Source organism: Latilactobacillus sp. (assembly GCF_033176295.1).
Lineage (GTDB): Bacteria > Bacillota > Bacilli > Lactobacillales > Lactobacillaceae > Latilactobacillus > Latilactobacillus sakei.
In genome coordinates this window covers 254735-277240 of record NZ_JAMQEX010000001.1, presented here as the reverse complement: position 1 = coordinate 277240, position 22506 = coordinate 254735, and the positions used below count along the sequence as shown (strand labels likewise).

The following is a 22506-nucleotide window of genomic DNA, read 5'->3' as shown; positions in this document are numbered from 1 at the left end:
TTTTGAACTGTTTAAGTTAAATTAAGTCAGCATAAGGAGACAGAGTATATGGTTAAAAAAATCAGTATTATTGACGCTAAAGACCATGTCGATGAAGAAGTCAAAATCGGCGTTTGGTTAACCGATAAGCGTTCTAGCGGTAAGATTTCATTCTTACAATTGCGCGATGGTTCAGCCTTTTTCCAAGGGGTTGTTGTTAAGAGCCAAGTAAGTGAAGAAGTCTTCCAATTGGCTAAAGACGTTAAACAAGAATCAAGCATGTGGATTACAGGTGTGATTCATGAAGATACACGTTCACATTTCGGTTACGAAATTGAAGTCTCAAATATTGAATTAATTGGTGACAGTAGTGAATACCCAATTACACCTAAGGAACATGGGATCGAATTCTTATTAGATCACCGTCACTTATGGTTACGTTCAAAACGCCCATTTGCAATCATGAAGATCAGAAATGAAATCATTCGTGCTACTTATGAATTCTTCAACCAAGAAGGCTTCATGAAGATGGACCCACCAATCCTAACGGGTAGTGCACCTGAAGGCACAACTGAATTATTCCACATCGAATACTTCGACAACGATGCTTATTTGACACAAAGTGGTCAATTATACGCAGAAGCTGGTGCAATGGCCTTTGGTAAAGTCTTTACCTTCGGACCTGTTTTCCGTGCTGAAAAATCAAAAACACGTCGTCATTTGACTGAATTCTGGATGATTGAACCAGAAATGGCCTTCATGGAACAAGATGAAAGTCTTGAAGTCCAAGAAAAATACGTGGCTTACCTTGTTCAAAACGTTATCGATCACTGTGCCTATGAATTAAAATTATTAGACCGTGATATTGACCAATTGAAGAAGTACACACAAACACCATATCCACGTATTTCATATGATAAGGCTGTTGAAATGTTACAAGCAGCTGACTTCGATATTAAATGGGGCGATGATTTCGGTGCACCAGATGAAACTTACTTATCTGATCAATTCGAACAACCTGTCTTCATTTTAAACTACCCTAAAGCTATCAAACCTTTCTACATGAAGCCACATCCAACACGTGATGATGTCTACTTATGTGCTGATTTATTAGCACCAGAAGGTTACGGTGAAATTATCGGTGGTAGTGAACGTGAAACTGACTTCGATAAATTAGAAGCTGAAATCAAATCAATGGGCTTAGATATTGAAGAATATCAATGGTACCTAGATTTACGTCGTTACGGCTCAGTGCCACATTCTGGTTTCGGTTTAGGCCTTGAACGCGCAATCACATGGATTTGTGGTATCGATCATTTACGCGAAGCTATTCCATTCCCACGAATGATTAACAGAATCAAACCATAAATTAAATTTTGAAAAGTATATTTTAAAAGCATGTCGTCAATTATTGACCGACATGCTTTTTTATTTTCTCAAAACCCGTTACAATAGAAGTAATCATTTTTCAAAAAGAAGGCTAGTATATGAACGAATTAACGGCATTTATAGAGGGCGGTCAGCTTAGCGTGTCGCGCTTATTATTACAACACTACCAAACGCTCAGAATGTCTTCTGACGAACTGGTTGTTTATTTACAACTGAGTGATTTTGCCAGCCAAGGGGATACTTTTCCAGACTTAGCGGTGATTGGTGAACGGATGGGATTGGCGCCAACGCAAATTTATGAGTTAATCCATCAATTACTTAAAAAGAAAATTATCACGTTGAACTCAACGGTTAATGAACAAGGCCAGCCAGTTGATCATTATGATCTAACACCAGCATTGTCCAAGCTCAGTGTCCTAGCTGTCCAACAAAATCAGGCAGCATTAAATTCGCAAGAAACAAATCAACGCCTGTCCGTTTTTAACCAAATTGAGCAAACCTTTGGGCGCCCATTGTCGCCACTTGAATCTGAAATTATCTCAAATTGGTTGGATTTAGATCATTATTCAGCTGAACTAATTCAGCTCGCAGTTCGCGAAGCGGTCTTAAACCAAGTTTATTCACTTAAATATGTCGACAAAATTTTATTAAATTGGCAGAAACAAAATATTCAGACTAAGGAAGATTTACAAGCGTATCAAAAGGCGCATCCACGACGTTAATCTGATAAGGGAGGTAGTTGAACATGTTATCAAAAGCAAAAACCAGATGGGCCATGACACAACTGTACGAGCTGATTCCCGATGCAAAGGGGGCCTTAATTGCGGACAGTCCATTTCAATTATTGATTGCGGTGATGTTAAGTGCGCAAGCGACCGATGTATCAGTCAATAAAGTAACACCCCAACTTTTTGAACATTTTCCAACCCCAGCCAGTTTTGCGGCCGCAGATCTAACCGCAATCGAAGCCGACATTCGTTCAATTGGGTTATATCACAATAAAGCGAAACATATCCGCACTTGTTGTCAGCAGTTAATCACGGATTTTGGTGGCGAAGTCCCACAAACCCACGCAGAACTCGAGCAATTAGCCGGTGTTGGTCGGAAGACCGCTAATGTTGTTTTAGGCGATGCGTTTAATGTGCCATCGTTTGCTGTCGATACGCATGTTAGTCGAATTGCCAAGCGCTTAACGATTAGTGCTGAAAACGCCTCTGTACGCCAAATTGAAACTGACCTTCAAACCAAGCTCCCCCAAAAAGAATGGGTGCAAGCGCACCACACATTAATTTTATTTGGACGCCAAGTCTGCACAGCACGCAACCCTAAGTGTGATCAATGCCCATTGTTAAGTATTTGTCCGGCAGGGCAACGAATGCTGCAAGAACGCGGTTAAACACTATTTCCAAGTCTTAATAATAAAAAAATAGCCTGATTGTCTGTACTCTTATTAATAGAGTGACAATCAGGCTATTTTTAATTAGTGTGATGTTGTTTGCGTTGATATTGATGGTTGGCTCGTCGATTGACTGGTTGCGGGTGTACTTGACGAGCTAGCGGGGGCTTCAGAAGAAGAACTTACTGTTGAAGATGATTCACTTGGTGTCGATGACACACTTGAACTAGATTCAACAGAGCTACTACTTACTGATTCACTACTTTCAGAAGAGGGAACACTTTGACTTGAGCTTTGTACCGAAATCGATGGTGTTGGTGTTTCGATGACACTATGGGTTGATGAATATGAGGAGCTCGTTGAAGCATCTGAAATTGCGGCGGTCGTACCTTTAACGAAGAGCTCTCTAACACCGGCAATCGTTTTAGCTTGAACTGAACTAGGCATTGTCCAATCCGTATTTGAAACATTTTGTGAAAGGTAAACCATCATTGCGCGGTAAATATAGGCCGCAATGTTTCGTTCCTCCATCGTTAAACCATTTTCGAGTGGCTTGTCGTAACCCGTCCAAACAGTAATGGAGTAGTGCTTCGTGTAACCGGCAAACCAACTATCTTTCGCAAGGTCTGAACTGAGTCCTGATTTGGCTAATTCTTCACTCGAATAATCGGTTGTCCCGGTCTTACCAGCTTGATGTAACCCTGAGATCTGTGCTAACGTCCCAGAACCATTCTTGATGACGTCTTTCATCATATCAGTCATCATATAGGCAGTTGAGTCTTTCATCGCGTCAGAGCCTTCAGAATTGTAATTATGTGTAACACCATCTGCCGTTTCAACTTTATTGATGTAGGTTGGTTTGTAGTAAGTCCCGCCATTAGCGAAAGCGCTATAGGCAGCCGATTCTTCTAAGGTAGAAACGTTCCCACCAATCCCATAAGCAAGACCGGTATCTTCAGGAATCGTAATCCCTAAGCCTTTAACAAACTTACGTGCACGCGTCATACCGACATCTTCTAATAAGCGAATTGCGGGTACGTTTCGAGAATTAGCTAGCGCATTACGTGCTGTAATTGTACCCAGGTAGCGGTTATCGAAATCGTGCAGTTGAATGTTGGTACCTGGATAAATATAAGCTGTATCTTGAAGTTTTTGAGCCGTTGAATAATTAAGATATTCAATCGCTGGTGCAAAGTCCATCATTGGTTTCATAGAAGACCCATTACTACGTCCGGAAGAGACTGCCCGGTTATAGCCCAATTGGACATCACCAGTTTTGCGACCACCAATCATCGCAACAATCTTACCGTTGTTAGGGTTAGTAATAGTGACGGCTGTTTGCATTTTGTCATCAGGGAATTGAACGGTTGTATCGTCATTAACGGTGTTATATAACTTCTTTTGCGCATCCATGTCGATATTCGTATAAACTTTCAAGCCGTCTTTATAAGGATCATAGCCTTTTTTCTTGAGGTCTGTAATAACTTCCTTAACATAGGCATCAGTTGCTTTAGCGTTCGTTGATTCATTGGTTTCAGATTTCTGTGCGACTAAACCAGTGTTAATCGGAACAGCTTTAGCTTCAGTCGCCTCTGCTTCAGAAATCTTATTGTTCCGTTGTAAGGCATCGATTACTAAATCACGACGCGTCTTGGCTTGATCCGGATGTGCATAAGGATCGTAATTAGCAGGGGACTGTGGCATACCAGCAATCAATGCTAATTGTGGGAGACTCAATTGTTTTAACGTCTTATCATAATAGTACTTGGCAGCTGTTTGCATACCATAAACACCATTATTCAAGTAAACTTTATTCATATAATATTCCAAAATTTGATCCTTAGAATATTGTCGTTCAACTTGAACGGCCAACCAAGCTTCTTGTGCTTTACGTTTGAAGGTTTGATCGCTGTTTTTTGTTGAAAAGACCGATAACTTGATTAATTGTTGCGTTAAAGTACTCCCACCCTGTAGGCCTAACGAAGAGTGCCCAGTAATGTTAGCAAAGGCCGCCGATGCGATTCGGACTGGATCAATCCCAAATTTCTCCTTATAAAAGCGACGATCTTCGATTGAAACCACGGCATCTTTTAACGTTTGTGGGATTTGATCGCTGCTAGCATAAGTCTGATTAGCAGCACCTAATTGTTTAAAAGCTTTGTTATTGCTGTCATAGAGCACACTTGCATTACCGTTTTGTAATTTCGCTTGTGTAATCTCCGGGGCATCTTTTGCATAATACGCAAATAAGCCAATACCCGCGATGATTAGCGCTAAGAGGGCTAATAACCCCCATTTGATAATACGGCCAAATAGCGATTTAGTACGCTTTTTGGCCGGTTTCTGGTGTCTTGTGACACGTGTGTTACCTGTTTGATTGGCAGACATGTTAATTTAAACTCCTTTGTGGTGGCGTGCGATTAATTGATCGACGGCCTCTAAATAGGGAATACTTGGGTTTAATTGATACTGAATTTCAAACCCATCGGCAACGATCGCCGCTAGTGGAATTGACTTCCGACCACCAGTTGCTTGATTGTCCCATTGTGTAATCAATAAGTTTGCCGGATACACAAATAAACGTTGAAGTGGGACGAACTTCATAATCACAAAACAAACCCCGCCTTGTTGTAAGCAAGCTCTAAAATGATCAATTTGATGTTGGTGAAAGTTTTGGAACGGAAATGACGTTTTATTCTTAGTTTCCTTCGCTTCAAAATCCACATAGTGCCCCTGATAGATGCCATTATAATCCGTTGTTGAAGCTTGCTTAAAGTAGGCTTCCTTAATAACAGCTTGACTACGTGCTGGATAATCAACCTTAACGATCTGAATAGGGGTGGGTTTCTTATAGATAACCGCAGCATCACGTAGTCGATAATATTGATTACTATCGTTGATCTCTTCTTCTAATGACATACCGCGTTTACCATATAAGGTGGTTGGACTAGTATGTCGCCCTTGCTTTTTAGGCTGTTTTGTTTCATGATTTGAGTAGGGCTGTCCGTTTGGATAATGAAAGGCCATCAAGAATCACACTCCTGTGAAACTATTATAGCAATATTCACTCAAATTTAAAATCATTAGGTGGAGGACTGACAATTGAAGCGATTATGGTTAACCGGTTATCGAAGCTATGAACTCGGCGTTTTTGGCGATTCCGATGAGAAACTTAAAGTTATTAAATATTCTTTAAAAAAGCAACTTAATAATTACCTCGATGATGGCTTAGAATGGCTTATCACCGGGGGTCAGATGGGTATTGAGCAGTGGGGGATTCAAGTTGCACAGGAACTTAAAATAGATTATCCTGAATTGAAGGTTGCGATGATGCTACCGTTTAGCGATTTTGGTCAACAGTGGAACGAACAAAATCAGGGTACGTTGATGACGTTAAAAGCCCAGGTCGACTTTTGTGAACCCGTCATTAAAGCCCCGTATTCTGGGCCCCAACAGTTGCGCCAATATCAGCAATTTATGCTGACGCATACAGATGGTGCATTATTGTACTATGATCGTGAAGCGCCTGGTAAACCAGAATACGATGCTAAAGCAATTGAGACCTATCAAGAACAACATGAGTATCCCAATAATCAGGTCGATTTTTTTGAACTACAAGATTTAGCAAACGAGTTGGCGGAGTTAGAGAATCAAGCTTTTTAGGGCTTTTAATTCTTTAATAACTTTAATAACTTTGCTATAATGGGATTTATGGTATATTTATTATAAATGAGGTGTCAAAATGGATAATCAATTAGAAATCGAATTAAACCCAACTGAAATTTTGAAAAAAGAATTTAAGTCAAAGATGCGCGGCTATGATCCTGAAGAAGTCGACGGTTATTTAGATTTAGTGATTAAAGATTACCAAACTTATCAAGAAAATATCGATCGTTTAACGGCCGATAATACCCGCTTATTTAACAAGGTTGAAGAACTTAATCGTCAACTAAGTGCTTCTGACAGTGTTAAAGAAGTCAAGCCACAACAGGCTTCAGCAGCAACTAACTATGATATTTTGAAACGTTTATCAAATCTTGAACGTCACGTATTTGGTGCTAAGTTAAGTGACCAAAATGGTGCCGCTCAAACAAGAGTTCAAAATCATTCACAATTTGATTAGACAAATCGCTTAAGATGTACTATAATAATATACATTGATTAACATTTGTAAATCTTGAGTAATCGCGGTCTACATCAGTAGGCTGAGGAAGGTCCATGCCCGCACAGGCTGAGATGCTTGTAGTGTTCGTGCCTGGCCCAATAAGCCAGGGTACCTTAATGGTAACGGCGGAAAAAGCGCTAAAACTTCGGTCATGCGTTAATATCCTTAAATAGTGCCACAGTGACGGAGCGTTTGGGGAAACCCAAACGATGGAACGAGGTAAACCCCGCGAGCGAGTAACCCAAACTTTGGTAGGGGCGTCTCATTTATGGAAATGAACTAAAAATGAGAGTTCGAAAGAACAGATAGATGATTACTGAAGGAGCTTTCTTCCTGGGGAAGTTCTGGAACAAAACATGGCCTATAGAGGTTTACAAACAGGTGGCTTGGGCTTTTGCCCAAGCTCTTTTTATTTAAAAAATAATTTCCTAAGGGGATCTTTAAAAAATGACTTACCAACTATACGCTACAATGGCAAGTGGTATCGAATCCATTACGGCTAAAGAACTACAGAATTTAGGCTACGAAACGCGTTCAGATAACGGTCGGGTTTATTTCGAAGGTGACTTGGCAGATATCGCCAAAACTAACCTTTGGTTACGCAGTGCCGATCGTGTGAAGATTGCCATCGGTCAATTCGAAGCAAAGACATTTGATGACCTTTTTGAACAAGTGAAAGCTTTGCCATGGGATCAATATTTACCACTAGATGCTGCTTTCCCAGTAGCTGGTCGTTCTGTGCGTTCAACACTCCATAGTGAACCAGATGTCCAAGCCATCACTAAAAAAGCGATTGTTGATAAGTTGAGTACCGTTTATCACCGTCGGACGCGTTTAGCTGAAACTGGTTCTGTCTATCCGCTAGAAGTCAGCATCTTAAAAGACATGGTGACAATTAGTTTAGATACAACTGGTCCTAGTTTGTTCAAACGTGGTTACCGTCTTGAAAAAGGGGAAGCGCCATTGAAGGAAAACTTCGCGGCCTCATTAATTCTCCTTAGTCGTTGGCAACCAGATATGCCGTTTGTTGATCCAACGACCGGTTCAGGAACAATTGCGATTGAAGCGGCCTTAATTGGTCGTAATATCGCGCCTGGTATGCACCGTAAGTTTGCCTTTGAAGACTTTGACTGGATTGACGCCACTGTTTTAGCTGATGCGAAGGCTGATGCTAAAGCACAAGAAAAACCAGATCAAGAACTTGAAATCTTCGGTTATGATATTGACCAAAATATGGTTGATATCGCTAAGTTGAATGCTAATGAAGCGGGTGTCTTACATGATATCCAGTTCAAACAATTAGCTGTTAAAGATTTTAAAACGGATTTAACGAACGGGGTCATCATTGCTAACCCACCATACGGTAAACGTTTGAGTGATCAAACTCAAGCGCGGGTATTGTATAAAGAAATGGGCGATACTTATCGTTCATTGAAAACTTGGAGTAAATACATTTTAACAAGTGATTTACAATTCCAAGAATCTTTCGGCCAACGCGCAACAAAACGTCGTAAACTTTATAATGGTCGGATTCAGACTGATTTATTCCAATATTGGGGTCGTCCAGTATGGCCACGTGCTGAAAAAGCCGAAAAATAAGAAATTTAAAGTATTTTCCCATTATATCGGGGTAAATGCTTTTTTATTTGCCCAAAATCCATTATAATTAAGATTACTTCAATAATAAGGTGAGGGATCGACTTGACAGTCATATTAGCAGCAGAACCAATTCCTGAACAACACGTAGAAGATTTACAGCAACAAGGGTTAACCATTATTAATTTGGATAACGTACAACCCGAACAATTGGCAACCATCGATATTATGTTTGGTTGGAATAAAATGGTGGGGCCTAAAATTTTAGCAACACCAAATCATCGCTTGAAATGGATTCAAGCAGCTAGCTCTGGTGTTGACTATTTACCATTAGCAACATTGAGCGAACAAGGCATTATCGTTTCAAATGCCAAGGGTATGCACGCTGTTCCGATTGCACAAACTGTGATGAGTTATATTTTATATTTCACTCGCGGTATTCGTCAAAGTTTGAGTTCTCAAGCTAACAAGGAATGGCGCCATCATGAGATTGGGCGCGCGACCGAAACACTTGAGCACCGAACAATTATGGTCTTTGGTACCGGCCAAATCGGTCATCAGATTGCCGTTTACGCTAAAGCGTTGGGGTTAAAAACCATCGGGATTAATCGTCACGGTGAAAAACGCGATGCGTTTGACGAAATTTTAACGGATCAAGATTATCAAACGAAATTAGCTGATGCGGATTTCGTTGTGAACATGATGCCGTTAACACCGGAAACGGAAAACTTTTTCGATACGGCATTCTTTAATGCAATGGGTGAAGGGCACTACTTTTTCAACCTAGGTCGTGGTGCTTCAATTAATGAGACAGCGCTCATGGCACAATTGAATAATGGTCATCTCGCAGGGGCCGCAATTGATGTTGCACAAACTGAACCATTACCAGAAACATCACCACTTTGGACGACAACCAACTTAGTTATCACCCCACATATCTCGGGTTACATTCCAGATATTCACGAACGACTCTTTAGAATCTTCGAACAGAATTTACCAGTCTTCTTAACGGACGGGCAACTCGCTGTTAACCAAGTTGATTTATCGGCTGGTTACTAAAAAATAAGACTTAACACTATATCAGTGTTAAGTCTTATTTTTGTGGTTAAATTTCTATAGACCAGGAATTGGTTCCGCTAATAAACAGTCATCTGTTCGATCGTAATAACTGACAACTTTTTGGGTTAGATCACTTCGCCAATAAATAATGCCAGCAGCTGCAGCTAGCTCACAAAACACTTCAAAAGTGATTTGACCAGTCTGCGCTTTTTGGACCGCAGCTTTAATTTGAGTGGCATTACTTTTAGGGGCAACCTTTTGTGGCACACCATTCATTTTAAAATCAAGATAACCGTCATTATCGTAATAGCGATATTTTCCGGATTCAACAAGGTAATCATATTTAAGGACACCCATTTTTTTTAAAGGCCTGCATTAATTTTGGAAAGTCACTAGCATTCTGTTCAGCGTCGACCGCTTTTTGAATTGCGTTATAATTTAACATCACTAATCTCATTTCTATTTTTTCTTTTTAGCGTACAACAATTACGAATTTCGAACAAGTAAAATCGCCTTTTTTAAATCCGTGATTTGAGACGTTTTAACGACCACTTGTCCGTTAGTTAATCTGAAATGCGCTTAAAATGCGCCTCTCGTAATTAGTGTGTTTTAAACGTGATTAGACCGGCCTTTGAACCACTTCTGGTATTTATCGGTATGAGCGCACGCTTTTGGTAGAAAGAATGCGCTCGGAATCCCTTTAAATCAACGATAGTCAGGGGTGCAAAATACGACCGCATGGTTTATAATGATATAAGTAAAAAGAATGCGGTCAAAAGGACGGAATTTTAATGCGAAAATCACGAACTAAAAAAGGTAAAAAATTAAACGTACAGCCTTTAAGGACCAAAGACGAGATTGAGGACATGAAAGTTATCTTACGACACTCCCAAATTGGTAGTCGGAATTATTTACTTTTTTTATTAGGCATCAATACCGGTTTACGTTGTTCTGATATTGTCCAATTAAAAGTGAAAGACGTAATCGAAGACAACCCGGTCATCGTCGAACAAAAAACAGGTAAGTGGCGCCAAATTAGTTTAACCAGTTTGCGACCCTACATTAGTTTATATATTCAAAATAATGAACTGACTGGTAACGACTGGTTATTCGGGAGTCGCGTCGGTGATAGTCACATTACAGTCAATGGTGTTTATCGTATGTTAACCGAGGCGGGTAAGAAACTCGGCCGCAATGATATTGGCACACATACAATGCGCAAAACTTACGGGTATTGGTTCTATAAACAATTTGGTGATGTGCGATCATTAATGATTGATTTTGGCCATTCAACACAGGAAACGACTTTACATTATATTGGGATTACCCAAGATGAAGTTTTAAGTAAGAAACAACAATTGGCAATCGGCCTTTAAAAAAGGCTTGCCTTAAAGTGAGCTTCAAGGTGTATAGTAGAGATATCAATTATATAAGTTGTAATTGTGTTTAGAAATTTCGCTATATAATAGGAAGAAACACGTTCAAAAAAATTTTGGGAGATGTTTTTATGAAAGCAGCAACTTTTATTGAACCAGGAAAAATGGTGATTACTGAGGCACCTAAACCAACAATCGAAAAGAAGACAGATGCCGTTATTCGGATTATTCGGGCTTGCGTCTGTGGCTCTGATTTATGGTGGTATCGTGGCCTTTCAAAACGTGAATCAGGATCACTAGTCGGACATGAAGCAATCGGTGTTGTTGAATCCGTTGGTGAAGCAGTGACTGATATTAAAGCTGGAGATTTTGTAATTGTCCCATTTACGCATGGTTGCGGACACTGTGCTGCTTGTTTAGCTGGCTTCGATGGTGATTGTACAAACCAAGAAGGCGGTGGCAATGGTGGTTATCAAGGTGAATTCCTCCGTTATACCAATGCTAATTGGGGCTTGGTTAAAATCCCTGGCCAACCAGCTGATTATTCGGACAAAATGTTAAATAATCTCTTAACACTTTCAGACGTTATGGCAACTGGGTATCACGCCGCTGTTTCTGCTGAAGTTAAACCTGGTGACACAGTGGTCGTCATGGGAGATGGTGCAGTTGGTTTATGTGGTGTAATCGGTGCTAAATTATTAGGTGCAGAACAGATTATCGCCATGAGTCGTCATGAAGATCGGCAAAAACTAGCACTAGAATTCGGTGCAACTGATATTGTTGCTGAACGTGGGGACGAAGCTGTTGCAAAAGTGATGGCACTAACTGACAACGCTGGGGCTAACGCCGTCTTAGAATGTGTCGGGACTGAACAATCCGTTGCAACAGCGGTAGCCGTTGCTGGCGCGGGTGCTGTTATCGGTCGTGTTGGGATTCCACAAAAGGCAGAAATGAATACCAACGTCTTATTCCGGAAGAACATCGGCCTCCGTGGTGGGATTGCGGCAGTCACAACCCATGATAAAGCACGGTTACTCGACGCTGTTTTAAAGGGTGAAATCAACCCTGGTAAGGTCTTCACGCAACGCTTTAACCTAGATGATATTCAAGCTGCTTACGAAGCAATGGATCAACGCCAAGCCATCAAATCATTATTAGTGATTAGCGATTAATCATTTGAAAGGAATGGTTGCATGATTTTCCGGTTAATTAGTTTAATTTTTGTCATTTTATTACTGCTTAGCTTCTGGATTAAAATCCCATTTTTCAATGATTACCGACCAGTTATGATTCTTATATATGGTCTTACTTACTATTTCGTTGATCGACATCAGCGACTAACACGCTAATATAGCTCAAAAAAGCCGTTCGGATAATTTATCCGGACGGCTTTTTATGTATTTTTAAATGAGTTTAAGTAAATAACCACCTAAGCAACCAAAGATAAGACTTAATAAACTACCAATTAAGTAGTATTCTGCAAAATGATGTTCATTGGCTTCAATGGCGCGAAACCGCGTGAGGGCTTTGATTGCGACGACGACCGCGATACTCGCAACATTATTGGTATAGCATAATAACAGAATCGCCAAACGTTCTAAGAGACCGATGTGCCGACCCAGTTGTGCTCGGTCTGGTAGTCGTTCCACATTTAAATCTAAGCTTTTTAAAAATAAGCTGATGAAATAATCGGCAAAATATAATGTCGCAATTATCACACTTGCGGCTAATAACCACCGACTAATCGTGGTTGACTGCCAATTAGTCCCTAATAATTGACTAACAATGACAATCACAACTAAATGCAAAACCTGATCTAAAACGTAACTGATTAGAGGGACTTGATTGGGTTTTAAGCGTAATGCACGTTTCAAAATGGGTTGGCAATTCTGCTTAGTGACATCGATTAGCCAATGCGTTAGCACGACGATTATTAAGCTAATGCCGAACGTTTCAAGAAAAGGCCAGTTTGCAACACGCAGTAGCGTTCCGATTAACCAGATGCCAACCACCATTGGCACTTGCGTCAACGCGTGCCCCAATAATGGGTACCATTTAACGGCCAATTTTGTTGAGCGTTTGCACCGGGCCATCTGATCGGATTGGATTAAAAAATCCGTCCAGAAATGGGCCAATAGCAAAATCGCAAATAACGTCATGCGTTCACCTCCGCCAAACTCATTAGTTGCGCTCGAACCGTTGTTAACGTCTGCTCAATGAGCGGATAATCCATCTGATTGAGCAACCGACTGATCTTACTAGAAGCGACAGCACGCTCTTTTTGCTGCGTATAATCCACTTGATAAGTCAGATTACCATATGCTTCCCATAAAATTTGAGCCAGCTCATAACGTTTCAAGTTCGGTTGCGCATAAAGTAGAGCAAACGTCTCTTTTCGCAGCTTCGTGTTTAATAGCCGTTCATAAATTAAATAAAAAAGGGCACTAATGCCATTAGCGGTTTCTGCAGCCTGATCAGTGACTAATTGCCACTTAAAAAGAGAGGTTGAAAATGGATAACCGAGGGGTAAAGTTGCGCCTTGCATTAGGCGTTTTGCCTGATCAACCGCAGTTAAGGCATTAACAATTGCCGAACCATTTACGCGATTAACATCCTGATAATCTGCCTTTTCAACTGTAACTAGTTTTCCTAAACCAACGCCAAAATAGAATTCAGGAAGGTCTACTGACCCAAAAAGCGGTTCCCAAAATTGTCTAAAAGCCACACTGCGCAAATAGGCATTACAGAAAATAAATAAATCTGCCAATTGCGCTTGGTCTGCCGCTTGAAAACCACCTAATAACCCATCACCATCTTTTACCATGAAAGGGGTGAGTAAATCCGGGAAACGATCATTCAGTTTTTTCTGCAGGTGCTGTAATAACGTTAAAACTTGCGTTTGATCGGCAAAATTCGTTCGACTACCAACTAAATCGATAAAACAATAAGCAGCTTGCATAATGAACCTCCTTTGGAAAACATTTGATTATAAGTACATAATAGCTAAATATATCCTTAAAATCAAATGTTTAATTGAAAGACTTGCGATTTTATACGTTAGTGTTATAGTTAACTACATAAGTAACTAACCAATCAACTAACGGAAGTAGGTGATCCTTTGTTTTTTGAATTTAATAACGAAACTCCTATCTATCGACAGATTGCCGACCAAATTGAAGAAGGGATTTTTACGGGCGTTTTCCCACCAGAGAGTCAGATACCTTCAACAACCGAGATATCGCGACAATTTAATATTAACCCGGCCACTGTTTTAAAAGGCATGAATCAACTTGTCGAAAAAGGCTTAATTGAAAAGAAAAGAGGGCGCGGTATGTTTGTCACGACAACGGCACAAAAACAAATTAATCAACAACGACAAGATGAATTTTTAGATCATTACGTTGCAGCATTCATTACAGAAGCGCAACAACTAAAATTATCGAAGGACGACTTAATTGCACTGATTGAAAGGGGCTATCAAAATGACTGAATTAACAACTGAACATTTGATTAAGCAATTCGGTAATCGGGTTGTATTAGATGATATCAATTTAACTTTAAAGCCAAATACGATCTATGGCTTACTAGGGCGAAACGGTGCTGGTAAGAGTACATTATTAAGCATTATAGCGAACCAAATAACTGCTTCAAGTGGCACAATTAATTGGGATAAAACACCGTTAACCGGGCGTGATCATCCTTTACAAGCCATTTATCTCATGTCAGAACAAAACATATTCAATAAAGAAAATCGGCTTAAAAAGATTATGAAAGATACCGCCTTATTACAAGGGGCCTTCAATCAAACGCTTGCTGATAAAATGTTAGCTGATTTCGAACTCAATCCCAAACAAAAGCTTAATCAACTCTCAACTGGGTATCGGACAATTTTCAAAACAATTGTCGCATTATGTGTGCCAGCGGATTACGTTTTTCTAGATGAACCAATTCTCGGGTTAGATGCTAATCACCGCGTTTTATTGTATCGCTATATTTTGGAAGCCTACGAAAATCGACCACGGACATTTGTCTTATCAACTCATATTATCGAAAAGATTGCTAACTTAATCGAACACGTTTTAATCCTTGATCAATCTCGAATCATTGTTGATGATGATCTAGAAACGGTCCTTGATCACAGTTATCAAATTAGCGGTCCCAAAGAAGACGTCTTGGCATATTGCCAGGAATTACCAATCTTAGCGAGTGAACAAATCGGGACACTCTACACTAACTATCTCTACACTGAGTTACCCGCAGACCGGGTGATCCCCGATCGCGTAGCAATCAAACATGTCGATTTGCAAACAATCTTCATTAAATTAACTGAAAAGGGGCGTGAACAGCATGTTTAAAGCAATGTTACGATATCGATTAACGGCCATTTGGAAAACGTTGCTAATTGCGTTAGCGATTGGTGCCGTCGTAACAACTGCCAGTGAATTAATTTTAAGCAAACAAGCATTTAGTATAGGATTACTAGGCGCTAGTTTAGCAATGACCGGTTTAATCGTCACACAACTCTGTCTCATTGTCCTTTCATTCACAATGACCCGACCCTATTTTGAGTTTGGGATTCTAAATGGCATTTCCAGAAAAACGAATTATGCAACACATCTGGTTAGTCTATTAGGTAGTCAGCTTGTGACCTTTATGCTTTTTTATCCCGCAACAGCCGCCATTTTTCAATCACACATTGAAGACAATACGAATCTATTTGATCCGTATCTCATGTTTATCATGATTATTGGTGCTTGGATTGTGATTGCTAGTGGGATTGAAATTAGCAGTTTTATCACTTTATTTGAACGTAAGATTTGGTGGATTGTGATTACCTTATGGGTAGTACTAGATATTCTTTTTGAACATTATGTTCATCCCGTTATTAATTCAATCTTACCCACTTGGACCAAGCTCACAGCGCTCAATTTCAATAACGTTAGCATTATGACAGCTGCTAAAGTGGTTGTGATGAGTCCGTATTTCTGGCTAACTGTTTTCACCAGTTTTGTTTTCCCATTGTTAGTTGCGTGGGTCTGCCAATACTTCATGCAAACCAAAAAAATCGCGCTCAAGTGGCGTCGTTCAGCTTAATTGAATATAGTCGGGTAATGATGATAGTCATTACCCGACTTTTTGTTCCCAGATTGTTTTTTAGTGTTATTTTGATTATAATGAATACTTATCAGTACTAAGGAGGCTATCAATATGTTATATTCACCACTTTTTGAATGCGATGTGCCAACAATCCGCTAATTCCGTGCATTTAACACAAATTGGAGGATTTACACATGACAATCACTAAACAAGCAATCTTAGAGCAAGCACAATTGGTAACCGCAACATTTGGATTTACTAATTCTAAAAAAGATACTGCATTTTGGAAGACGACTTTAACCCCGTTACTCAAGGAGATTGAAGCTGATTTAACACTCGAACAAATTCGCGAGTTGCCTAACATTATTGCGACGAAAAAAGCGTATAAAGCAGTCGGTCTTGATGCAACACGTCATCGACCATCTTCGGATAGTTTATTACGCCGCGTCGTTAAAGGACAGGGGCTCTATCAAATTAATGCGTTAGTTGATGTGAATAATTATCTCTCTTTGAAGCTACAACTACCGATTGGCAGTTACGACTTAGCTAAAATCGACGGTCCAATCAGTTATCAAGTCGCTGAAGAAGGGGCCGAGTATGCTGGAATTGGTAAGGGCGCGATTAATATCAGTCACTTTCCAACACTAGTCGATCAACAAGGTGCGTTTGGCAGTCCAATTTCGGATTCCACACGCGCCATGATTGCCCCTGAAACGACAGAAGCGATGCTTGTTGTCTATGCTTTTGGACAATCACCAGCACAATTAGCGGCAATTGAACAAACCGTTAAAACCGTCCTTCAGGCAGCCTTTAACCCAGAAGAAATCACAACTGAAATCATCGCGTAAAAGAAAAAGGGGCTAAGACAAAAGTAAATTTTGTCTCAGCCTCTTTTATTTATCTGAACTTTTATAGTCTAAACGTGTTCTGTCAGCCAACTCTTTCCGGTTAACCCTAAATATCAAACGATTGCTACGCAATCATTCGCTATTTTGTGTTAATCCTCAAGACCTGCCCGGCTGACGAAACACTCTAACCGAGTTACGGCACACTTTTTTTATTGCGCTAATAATTCTACTAATTCTGTTTTAGGAATGCCTGTAAAGTAAGGTGTTGTGTCAATTGGTTCGAGGGCTGCTGCTAAGTGTTCACGGTCATAAATCGTTCCGGCTAATTTTTCTGCTAAATCATTAGCATCACCTGAACCGAAGAAATCGCCGTAGAATTTAACGTTGGCAATCTTACCATTTTCGATCAATAAGCGGGCATCAATCGTCCCAAAATCAAAGTGTTTCCGCTTTTGAATTGTTGATTTAGGTGACTTGCCATAAACCCAGTCCCAGTTACTATAGAGATCATTGAAAATCTTGTCGATGGCTTGTTCATCTGCCGCCGTTAATTGATATTCACGATCGGCAATTTCTGGTAAGCTTTTGGCATTAAAAAGGTTCAAGAGTAAGACATCTCTAAATTCTTCGGTCGACATATTTTGATATTCAGGGTTCACGTGGTCTTTTAAATTAGTTACCCGCTGGCGAATGGACTTGATGCCTTTAGAAGCAATCTTATCAGCAGGGACGTTCAACGCTTGTGTGAGGACATCTAGATCGACGTTCCATGAAAGGGTCCCGTGAGAGAACGTTTTGCCGTTTTTGGTATACATCGCATTGCCAGAGAATTTCTTACCAGCGACTAACATATCGTTACGACCAGAGACTTCAGCCGATGTTGCGCCCATTTCGTGAAGTGCATCGACGATTGGTTGCGTAAAAGATTTGAAATCCCCAAATTGTTCTGAATCAGCATCGACAACGAAACTAAAACAAAGGTTGCCGAGATCTTGATAAATACCACCACCACCAGATAAGCGGCGGGTCACCGTAATGTGATTATCCTCAATGTATTTTTGATTAATTTCTTCATACGTATTTTGATTCCGACCCACAATAATACATGGTTTTTCAATATAGAAAAGCAATAATGGTTCATCAAAGTTCTTTTGATTCATTAAATATTGTTCGGTGGCCAGGTTACGGCGAATATCATTTGACTTCATAACAACGTAATACATCAGCATAAAACCCCTTTCATTTTCACTACTTTCTCATTATACTACAGATTCAAAAAAAGGGACTAACAAAAAGGAAGTTACTAAAAAACCCGGATAATGGTCATTTATCCGGGTTTTCTTAATCATCTACATATTCTAATAGGTCGCCTGGCTGACAGTCAAGCACTTGGCAAAGACGTTCTAATGTCGAAAAACGAATCGCTTTTGCCTTTTCCGTCTTTAAGTTTGAAAGGTTGGCAATGGTAATCTCAACTTTTTGTGAAAGTTCAGTGACACTCATCTTTCGTTGGGCCAGAATGACGTCTAAATTAACCCGAATTGGCATTTTAAATCCTCCTTAGACTGTGAGGTCGTTTTCCGTCTGCAATGCAATAGCGCTCTTAAATAGGTCTTCAACGATCTGCATCAGAATGGCCAAAGCAAACGGAATAAAGATGAGCGCAATCCCAAGTAACAACAAACCCGGCGCATCTTCTAGTTGCGTAATCCGATAGAAAAAGGGAAGTGACAATAAACTAGCAAAACTTGCGATTAAGACCGCATTTCTAATCGATGATACATAACGCAATGTTTTTGGCGCAAACACTTGGTGTTGTTCAATCGTATTGAGAATGCGATGCAGCGCATATAAAGCAACCCACACACAAATCGTCACACTATAAGCGGCCAGGGCCAACGTGATAATTTCAAAAGGATAGTCTAATTTAGCTGCCGTCACAATCTGGACGGTAACTAAAAAGCTAAAAAGGAAGAAGACTGCGCCGATTCCTAAAAGTGCTAAACGTAAAAGCCATTTTTTTAACATATCAAACACCTCATTGAATGAATTAATAGCTTGATTATAACATTTTAATATCGATAAACAATTAATTTTTATCGTTTTTCGATAAATTAATACTTTGTTAATAATCACTATTAGCGGTGTTGATAATCAGCGCACCACTGATGAGGACCATTGTCGCTGTATTGTTCCAACTGCCAGTATTTAAGATCGTCCGAATAGCGGTAATTGTTGTGCTGACCGGATTAATCCTAACAACTGGCTGTAAAAAATGGGGCAGCGTTTTGATGGGAATAAAGGCGTTCGATAAGAACGTTAACACGAGGATAATAATCATCGATAAGCTGCTGATCAGCTCTGCATTTTTGACCATTAACCCCACTAAGGCAAAAATCCAAGAAGTTGACCAGCCGATAAAGACCGCCAGTAGTAATGCCCCGATCAGTGCCCCCAGATTGACGGTGGGGCGCCAACCCATTATCACCGCTGTAAGAATCGCCATTCCGCCAGAAAGCACTAATCGCAAAATATCACCTACTAATTGCCCTGCCAGTGGTGCTATTGGGGAAATCGGTAATGTTTTAAAACGGTCGAAGATACCGTTATTAATATCTTCTCGTAATTGTTGGCCAGAACCAGAAGCTGCATTTAAAATACTTTGAACTAAAATACCAGAAACCAGCATCGGCAAGTAGGCGTGAACGCTACCGGCGATGACGCCGCCGAATAGATAGCCAAACAATAGGGTAAAGATAATCGGTTGGATGAGCACATCACTGACGTTATCGGGATTGTGGCGCGTTTTTAATAAGTTACGGTGGGTTAAAGTGAGAATATCACGTATAGTATGACGTTTTATTATATTTGTATTCATTATCTGAGCTCCTTAGTTTTTACCAACCGTCATTTTTAGGAAAACATCATCTAACGAAGGTGTCTCAAGTTTTAAATGACTAACTGTAATTTTAGCAATTTGTAATTGATTTAATATTACGATTATCGCTGGAAGAGCGTCGCCACCAAGTGGGCTGACTAATGTCTGTTCACTAACGCTGATTGGTTGCTTTAAAACGTCCTGGACAATCGCGTGTGCTTGGGATAATTGTGCTAGCTCAGTGACGGTTAAAGAAAGTTGTAAGCCACCTAATTTTTGCTTTAATTCATTAGGTGTACCACTGGCGATAAGTTGACCGTGATCAATGAGCGCGATGTGATCGGCAAATTGGTCTGCTTCCTCTAAATATTGGGTGGTTAAAAAGACAGTCGATCCTTGGGCCACCAATGCTTGAATTGCTTGCCACATTTGAATTCTTGTTCTAGGATCTAAACCGGTAGTCGGTTCATCCAAAAATAAAATCTTCGGACGACCCACTAAACTGACTGCTAAGTCTAAACGGCGTCGCATGCCACCGGAAAAAGTGGCCAACGCTTGATTAGCCGATTGCGTTAAATCAAAAGCCGTCAGTAACTCGTCTGCACGAATCCGGCTGGCTTGACTGCTAAGTCCGTTTAACCGTCCAAATAAACGGAGATTATCACGTGCACTTAAGTCTTGATCAATCGCTGCCGTTTGATTCGTCACGCTAAATTGTTGGCGTGCTTGGCGACTTTGGCTTAGTGTATTAAAGCCATTCAGCGTAATCTGCCCCTCATCAGGGCGTAATAAAGTCGTCATCATTTTTAAAAGGGTCGTTTTGCCAGCGCCATTTGGGCCTAAGAGGCCAAATATTTCGCCTTTTTTTACATTGAAAGAAATATCTTGAACGACTTTCTTTTGACCAAATTTTTTTTGAACATTTCTGACTTCAATGACATTATCCTCACGCATATTAGCGCCTCCTCATATTTAATCAGGTCACCTGATTAAACAATATAGTAAGTCCCCCTTACCAAAATGTCAAGGATTGCTATTTTCAAATTTTAGAATGGTGTATACTGGATGAAAGACAAAGGGGAAGATGACACATGACAAACAGCGTCAAAGCAGAATTAGTTGCTGGTAAATTAGCCGAATATGAACAACTCAGTAAAATCTATGATGATATCGTCAAACAAGCGCGACCCCATCTGATTGTCGAAGGTCAAGGGAAAATCTTATTGGCACTAGCTGATGAGGATCACTTATCCCAACGAGAACTCGCCTCACGTTTAGGCATGTCGCCACAATCTACCAGTGAATTTGTTGCGAAACTTGTTAAACGTGAATTGGTCACTTTGACCAAGTTACCGAGTGATCGGCGGGTTAATTTAGTAAATCTGACCGCTGCTGGTCGCCAGGAAATCGAATCCGCTAGTCGAGAAGTGCCACCTTTTGTGAACGCACTTTCTGAAGCAGAACTAGATCAACTCGTACCGTTACTGACAAAAATCACAACAGCGATGTACGCTGATATCGACGCGTCTAATCCCACATTGGGCGTTAAATTCCATAAGTTATTGGCTAGTCGGTACTTAAATCAATTTAAAAAATAAATGGCAATCAAAAAAGCGAGTCTCACTAATTTCTTAGTGAAGCTCGCTTTTTTAGTTAGATTTATTGTTAATCGAAGTCATAATCGCTGTCGTTCATGGCTTCAACATTGCCCAAGCGGTAACCATTCCCAACTTGTGAGAAGAAATCATGGTTCGCTGTTGATGTTGACATCCCGTTTAAGACAACTGGGTTCACATCTTCGGCTGTATCTGGGAAGAGAGCGCCTTGTCCTAAGTTCATTAGGGCCTTATTGGCGTTATAACGGAGGTAAGTTAAGACTTCTTCCGTCCAGCCAGTGCCATCATAAACTTCGTGAGTGTACTTTTCTTCATTGGCATAAAGATCGTAAAGTAAATCATACATCCAGTTTTGAAGTTCTTCTTGTTCAGCTTTTGCTAATTCGTTAAAGCCGAGTTGGAATTTATAACCGATGTAAGTGCCATGAACAGATTCATCACGGATAATTAATTTAATGATTTCAGCAACGTTAGCCAATTTGTTGTTCCCTAAGTAATAAAGAGGAGTGTAGAAACCAGAATAGAAGAGGAATGTTTCTAAGAAAACACTGGCAATTTTTTGTTGGAGTGGTGAGCCATTTTGATAGATACTATTAATCTTATTGGCTTTGTATTGCAGGTATTCGTTAGTATTTGTCCAGTCAAAAATTTCATCAATTTCATTAGGCGTATTTAACGTTGAAAAGATTGATGAATAACTCTTAGCATGCACTGATTCCATAAATTGGATGTTATTCAAAACAGCTTCTTCATGCGGTGTTCTGATATTGGCTTTTAAGCTCGCCATACCATCTTGCGATTGTAATGTATCAAGTAGCGTTAATCCGCCGAAAACGTGACCCACAATCCATTTTTCATTGTCTGGTAAACTACGCCAGTCATCTAAATCGTTTGAAAGGGGGATTCGTGTATCTAACCAAAATTGTTCGGTTAGCTTTTCCCAAGTCGCTTTATCGATTTGATCTTCAACTTGATTCCAATTAATTGCATGATAATTTTCTGTCATCGTCTATGAACTCCTTTGAGGTATGTAGACCAGCTGAGGAACAGCTGGGGTTTAATTGGCAGCTTCTTCCGGTTAGCTACGTCTGTCAAACGACCAACAAG

Annotated in this window: 25 protein-coding genes and 1 other RNA gene; 15 read left to right on the top strand and 11 right to left on the bottom strand. The window is 40.2% G+C overall.

Features of this window, described 5'->3' with window-relative positions:
* Positions 1-48: 48 nt before the first annotated feature.
* The 3 genes from asnS (at position 49) to nth (ending at position 2764) form a co-directional block, all read left to right on the top strand.
* Entirely contained in the window at positions 49-1347 is a 1299-nt protein-coding gene (asnS, locus tag NDN60_RS01385) for an asparagine--tRNA ligase (RefSeq protein ID WP_011374616.1), read from the top strand.
* 119 nt (positions 1348-1466) lie between these two features.
* Positions 1467-2090 (top strand): DnaD domain protein, encoded by a 624-nt coding sequence (locus NDN60_RS01380; RefSeq protein ID WP_011374617.1) that lies wholly within the window; start codon positions 1467-1469, stop codon positions 2088-2090.
* 23 nt (positions 2091-2113) lie between these two features.
* Positions 2114-2764 carry an endonuclease III gene (nth, locus tag NDN60_RS01375; protein ID WP_099947654.1) on the top strand — a complete coding sequence of 217 codons (651 nt, stop codon included), beginning with the start codon at positions 2114-2116 and terminating at the stop codon, positions 2762-2764.
* A gap of 84 nt (positions 2765-2848) precedes the next feature.
* Here nth and NDN60_RS01370 read toward each other — a convergent pair whose 3' ends face one another.
* Together NDN60_RS01370 and recU are read right to left on the bottom strand one after the other, a co-directional pair.
* A complete protein-coding gene (locus tag NDN60_RS01370) occupies positions 2849-5152 on the bottom strand; it encodes a PBP1A family penicillin-binding protein (protein ID WP_035146921.1) in 2304 nt (767 codons plus the stop codon).
* Positions 5153-5158: 6 nt separating this feature from the next.
* Entirely contained in the window at positions 5159-5791 is a 633-nt protein-coding gene (gene recU / locus NDN60_RS01365) for a Holliday junction resolvase RecU (RefSeq protein ID WP_035146917.1), read from the bottom strand.
* Positions 5792-5866: 75 nt separating this feature from the next.
* On the opposite strand from recU, the gene NDN60_RS01360 reads away from it, so the two are divergent.
* The 5 genes from NDN60_RS01360 to NDN60_RS01340 all read left to right on the top strand — a co-directional run bounded on the left by NDN60_RS01360 (position 5867) and on the right by NDN60_RS01340 (position 9584).
* Positions 5867-6427, top strand: a complete 561-nt coding sequence (locus NDN60_RS01360) for a DUF1273 domain-containing protein (RefSeq protein WP_016265078.1) — start codon at positions 5867-5869, stop codon at positions 6425-6427.
* 79 nt (positions 6428-6506) lie between these two features.
* Positions 6507-6887 carry a cell division regulator GpsB gene (gene gpsB / locus NDN60_RS01355; protein ID WP_011374622.1) on the top strand — a complete coding sequence of 127 codons (381 nt, stop codon included), beginning with the start codon at positions 6507-6509 and terminating at the stop codon, positions 6885-6887.
* Positions 6888-6937: 50 nt separating this feature from the next.
* An RNA gene (gene rnpB / locus NDN60_RS01350) (RNase P RNA component class B) lies at positions 6938-7298 on the top strand.
* 78 nt (positions 7299-7376) lie between these two features.
* Entirely contained in the window at positions 7377-8528 is a 1152-nt protein-coding gene (locus NDN60_RS01345) for a THUMP domain-containing class I SAM-dependent RNA methyltransferase (protein ID WP_011374623.1), read from the top strand.
* Positions 8529-8630: 102 nt separating this feature from the next.
* Positions 8631-9584 (top strand): phosphoglycerate dehydrogenase, encoded by a 954-nt coding sequence (locus NDN60_RS01340; RefSeq protein ID WP_011374624.1) that lies wholly within the window; start codon positions 8631-8633, stop codon positions 9582-9584.
* Between the two features lie 54 nt (positions 9585-9638).
* Here the strand turns inward: NDN60_RS01340 and NDN60_RS01335 are convergent, their stop codons facing one another.
* Complete coding sequence (locus NDN60_RS01335) at positions 9639-9941, bottom strand: DUF1398 family protein (protein WP_231953190.1); 303 nt, start codon at positions 9939-9941, stop codon at positions 9639-9641.
* Between the two features lie 434 nt (positions 9942-10375).
* Between NDN60_RS01335 and NDN60_RS01330 the strand changes: the two genes are divergently transcribed.
* Both NDN60_RS01330 and NDN60_RS01325 read left to right on the top strand, forming a co-directional pair.
* Entirely contained in the window at positions 10376-10960 is a 585-nt protein-coding gene (locus NDN60_RS01330; RefSeq protein WP_056947671.1) for a tyrosine-type recombinase/integrase, read from the top strand.
* 131 nt (positions 10961-11091) lie between these two features.
* Positions 11092-12132: a zinc-binding dehydrogenase gene (locus NDN60_RS01325; protein ID WP_056947669.1), complete on the top strand. Its 1041-nt coding sequence runs from the start codon at positions 11092-11094 to the stop codon at positions 12130-12132.
* A gap of 231 nt (positions 12133-12363) precedes the next feature.
* Here NDN60_RS01325 and NDN60_RS01320 read toward each other — a convergent pair whose 3' ends face one another.
* Positions 12364-13119 (bottom strand): DUF3307 domain-containing protein, encoded by a 756-nt coding sequence (locus tag NDN60_RS01320; protein WP_011374629.1) that lies wholly within the window; start codon positions 13117-13119, stop codon positions 12364-12366.
* On the bottom strand, positions 13116-13919 hold the full coding sequence (locus NDN60_RS01315; protein WP_011374630.1) for a hypothetical protein: 804 nt from the start codon (positions 13917-13919) through the stop codon (positions 13116-13118). Before NDN60_RS01315 ends, NDN60_RS01320 begins: the two co-directional genes overlap by 4 nt.
* Positions 13920-14078: 159 nt before the next feature.
* On the opposite strand from NDN60_RS01315, the gene NDN60_RS01310 reads away from it, so the two are divergent.
* The 4 genes from NDN60_RS01310 to NDN60_RS01295 all read left to right on the top strand — a co-directional run bounded on the left by NDN60_RS01310 (position 14079) and on the right by NDN60_RS01295 (position 16905).
* Entirely contained in the window at positions 14079-14450 is a 372-nt protein-coding gene (locus NDN60_RS01310) for a GntR family transcriptional regulator (protein ID WP_099947336.1), read from the top strand.
* Entirely contained in the window at positions 14443-15315 is an 873-nt protein-coding gene (locus NDN60_RS01305) for an ATP-binding cassette domain-containing protein (protein WP_011374632.1), read from the top strand. Before NDN60_RS01310 ends, NDN60_RS01305 begins: the two co-directional genes overlap by 8 nt.
* Positions 15308-16054 carry a hypothetical protein gene (locus tag NDN60_RS01300; protein ID WP_099947655.1) on the top strand — a complete coding sequence of 249 codons (747 nt, stop codon included), beginning with the start codon at positions 15308-15310 and terminating at the stop codon, positions 16052-16054. The genes NDN60_RS01305 and NDN60_RS01300 overlap by 8 nt, the downstream gene beginning before the upstream one ends.
* A 197-nt stretch (positions 16055-16251) precedes the next feature.
* Positions 16252-16905, top strand: coding sequence for a B3/B4 domain-containing protein (locus NDN60_RS01295; protein WP_056947662.1), 654 nt, complete (start codon positions 16252-16254; stop codon positions 16903-16905).
* A 209-nt stretch (positions 16906-17114) separates the two neighbouring features.
* Here NDN60_RS01295 and NDN60_RS01290 read toward each other — a convergent pair whose 3' ends face one another.
* The 5 genes from NDN60_RS01290 to NDN60_RS01270 form a co-directional block, all read right to left on the bottom strand.
* A complete protein-coding gene (locus NDN60_RS01290; protein WP_011374636.1) occupies positions 17115-18128 on the bottom strand; it encodes a lipoate--protein ligase in 1014 nt (337 codons plus the stop codon).
* Positions 18129-18246: 118 nt separating this feature from the next.
* Positions 18247-18453, bottom strand: coding sequence for a helix-turn-helix domain-containing protein (locus NDN60_RS01285; protein ID WP_011374637.1), 207 nt, complete (start codon positions 18451-18453; stop codon positions 18247-18249).
* 12 nt (positions 18454-18465) lie between these two features.
* Entirely contained in the window at positions 18466-18933 is a 468-nt protein-coding gene (locus NDN60_RS01280) for a DUF2975 domain-containing protein (protein WP_011374638.1), read from the bottom strand.
* Positions 18934-19030: 97 nt separating this feature from the next.
* Positions 19031-19783, bottom strand: coding sequence for an ABC transporter permease (locus NDN60_RS01275; RefSeq protein WP_099947337.1), 753 nt, complete (start codon positions 19781-19783; stop codon positions 19031-19033).
* 12 nt (positions 19784-19795) lie between these two features.
* A complete protein-coding gene (locus tag NDN60_RS01270; protein WP_056947656.1) occupies positions 19796-20737 on the bottom strand; it encodes an ATP-binding cassette domain-containing protein in 942 nt (313 codons plus the stop codon).
* 137 nt (positions 20738-20874) lie between these two features.
* Here NDN60_RS01270 and NDN60_RS01265 point away from each other — a divergent pair, with 137 nt between their 5' ends.
* Positions 20875-21381 (top strand): MarR family winged helix-turn-helix transcriptional regulator, encoded by a 507-nt coding sequence (locus NDN60_RS01265; RefSeq protein WP_056947654.1) that lies wholly within the window; start codon positions 20875-20877, stop codon positions 21379-21381.
* A 67-nt stretch (positions 21382-21448) separates the two neighbouring features.
* Here the strand turns inward: NDN60_RS01265 and nrdF are convergent, their stop codons facing one another.
* Positions 21449-22405 carry a class 1b ribonucleoside-diphosphate reductase subunit beta gene (nrdF, locus tag NDN60_RS01260; RefSeq protein ID WP_011374642.1) on the bottom strand — a complete coding sequence of 319 codons (957 nt, stop codon included), beginning with the start codon at positions 22403-22405 and terminating at the stop codon, positions 21449-21451.
* Positions 22406-22506: the final 101 nt, after the last annotated feature.

Excerpts from the sequence above, each read along its gene's own strand:
- asnS (WP_011374616.1), top strand. The coding sequence starts at position 49 with ATGGTTAAAAAAATCAGTATTATTGACGCTAAAGACCATGTCGATGAA.
- NDN60_RS01380 (WP_011374617.1), top strand. The coding sequence starts at position 1,467 with ATGAACGAATTAACGGCATTTATAGAGGGCGGTCAGCTTAGCGTGTCG.
- nth (WP_099947654.1), top strand. The coding sequence starts at position 2,114 with ATGTTATCAAAAGCAAAAACCAGATGGGCCATGACACAACTGTACGAG.
- NDN60_RS01370 (WP_035146921.1), bottom strand. The coding sequence starts at position 5,152 with ATGTCTGCCAATCAAACAGGTAACACACGTGTCACAAGACACCAGAAA.
- recU (WP_035146917.1), bottom strand. The coding sequence starts at position 5,791 with ATGGCCTTTCATTATCCAAACGGACAGCCCTACTCAAATCATGAAACA.
- gpsB (WP_011374622.1), top strand. The coding sequence starts at position 6,507 with ATGGATAATCAATTAGAAATCGAATTAAACCCAACTGAAATTTTGAAA.
- NDN60_RS01345 (WP_011374623.1), top strand. The coding sequence starts at position 7,377 with ATGACTTACCAACTATACGCTACAATGGCAAGTGGTATCGAATCCATT.
- NDN60_RS01335 (WP_231953190.1), bottom strand. The coding sequence starts at position 9,941 with ATGGGTGTCCTTAAATATGATTACCTTGTTGAATCCGGAAAATATCGC.
- NDN60_RS01330 (WP_056947671.1), top strand. The coding sequence starts at position 10,376 with ATGCGAAAATCACGAACTAAAAAAGGTAAAAAATTAAACGTACAGCCT.
- NDN60_RS01325 (WP_056947669.1), top strand. The coding sequence starts at position 11,092 with ATGAAAGCAGCAACTTTTATTGAACCAGGAAAAATGGTGATTACTGAG.
- NDN60_RS01320 (WP_011374629.1), bottom strand. The coding sequence starts at position 13,119 with ATGACGTTATTTGCGATTTTGCTATTGGCCCATTTCTGGACGGATTTT.
- NDN60_RS01315 (WP_011374630.1), bottom strand. The coding sequence starts at position 13,919 with ATGCAAGCTGCTTATTGTTTTATCGATTTAGTTGGTAGTCGAACGAAT.
- NDN60_RS01305 (WP_011374632.1), top strand. The coding sequence starts at position 14,443 with ATGACTGAATTAACAACTGAACATTTGATTAAGCAATTCGGTAATCGG.
- NDN60_RS01300 (WP_099947655.1), top strand. The coding sequence starts at position 15,308 with ATGTTTAAAGCAATGTTACGATATCGATTAACGGCCATTTGGAAAACG.
- NDN60_RS01295 (WP_056947662.1), top strand. The coding sequence starts at position 16,252 with ATGACAATCACTAAACAAGCAATCTTAGAGCAAGCACAATTGGTAACC.
- NDN60_RS01290 (WP_011374636.1), bottom strand. The coding sequence starts at position 18,128 with ATGTATTACGTTGTTATGAAGTCAAATGATATTCGCCGTAACCTGGCC.
- NDN60_RS01285 (WP_011374637.1), bottom strand. The coding sequence starts at position 18,453 with ATGCCAATTCGGGTTAATTTAGACGTCATTCTGGCCCAACGAAAGATG.
- NDN60_RS01280 (WP_011374638.1), bottom strand. The coding sequence starts at position 18,933 with ATGTTAAAAAAATGGCTTTTACGTTTAGCACTTTTAGGAATCGGCGCA.
- NDN60_RS01275 (WP_099947337.1), bottom strand. The coding sequence starts at position 19,783 with ATGAATACAAATATAATAAAACGTCATACTATACGTGATATTCTCACT.
- NDN60_RS01270 (WP_056947656.1), bottom strand. The coding sequence starts at position 20,737 with ATGCGTGAGGATAATGTCATTGAAGTCAGAAATGTTCAAAAAAAATTT.
- NDN60_RS01265 (WP_056947654.1), top strand. The coding sequence starts at position 20,875 with ATGACAAACAGCGTCAAAGCAGAATTAGTTGCTGGTAAATTAGCCGAA.
- nrdF (WP_011374642.1), bottom strand. The coding sequence starts at position 22,405 with ATGACAGAAAATTATCATGCAATTAATTGGAATCAAGTTGAAGATCAA.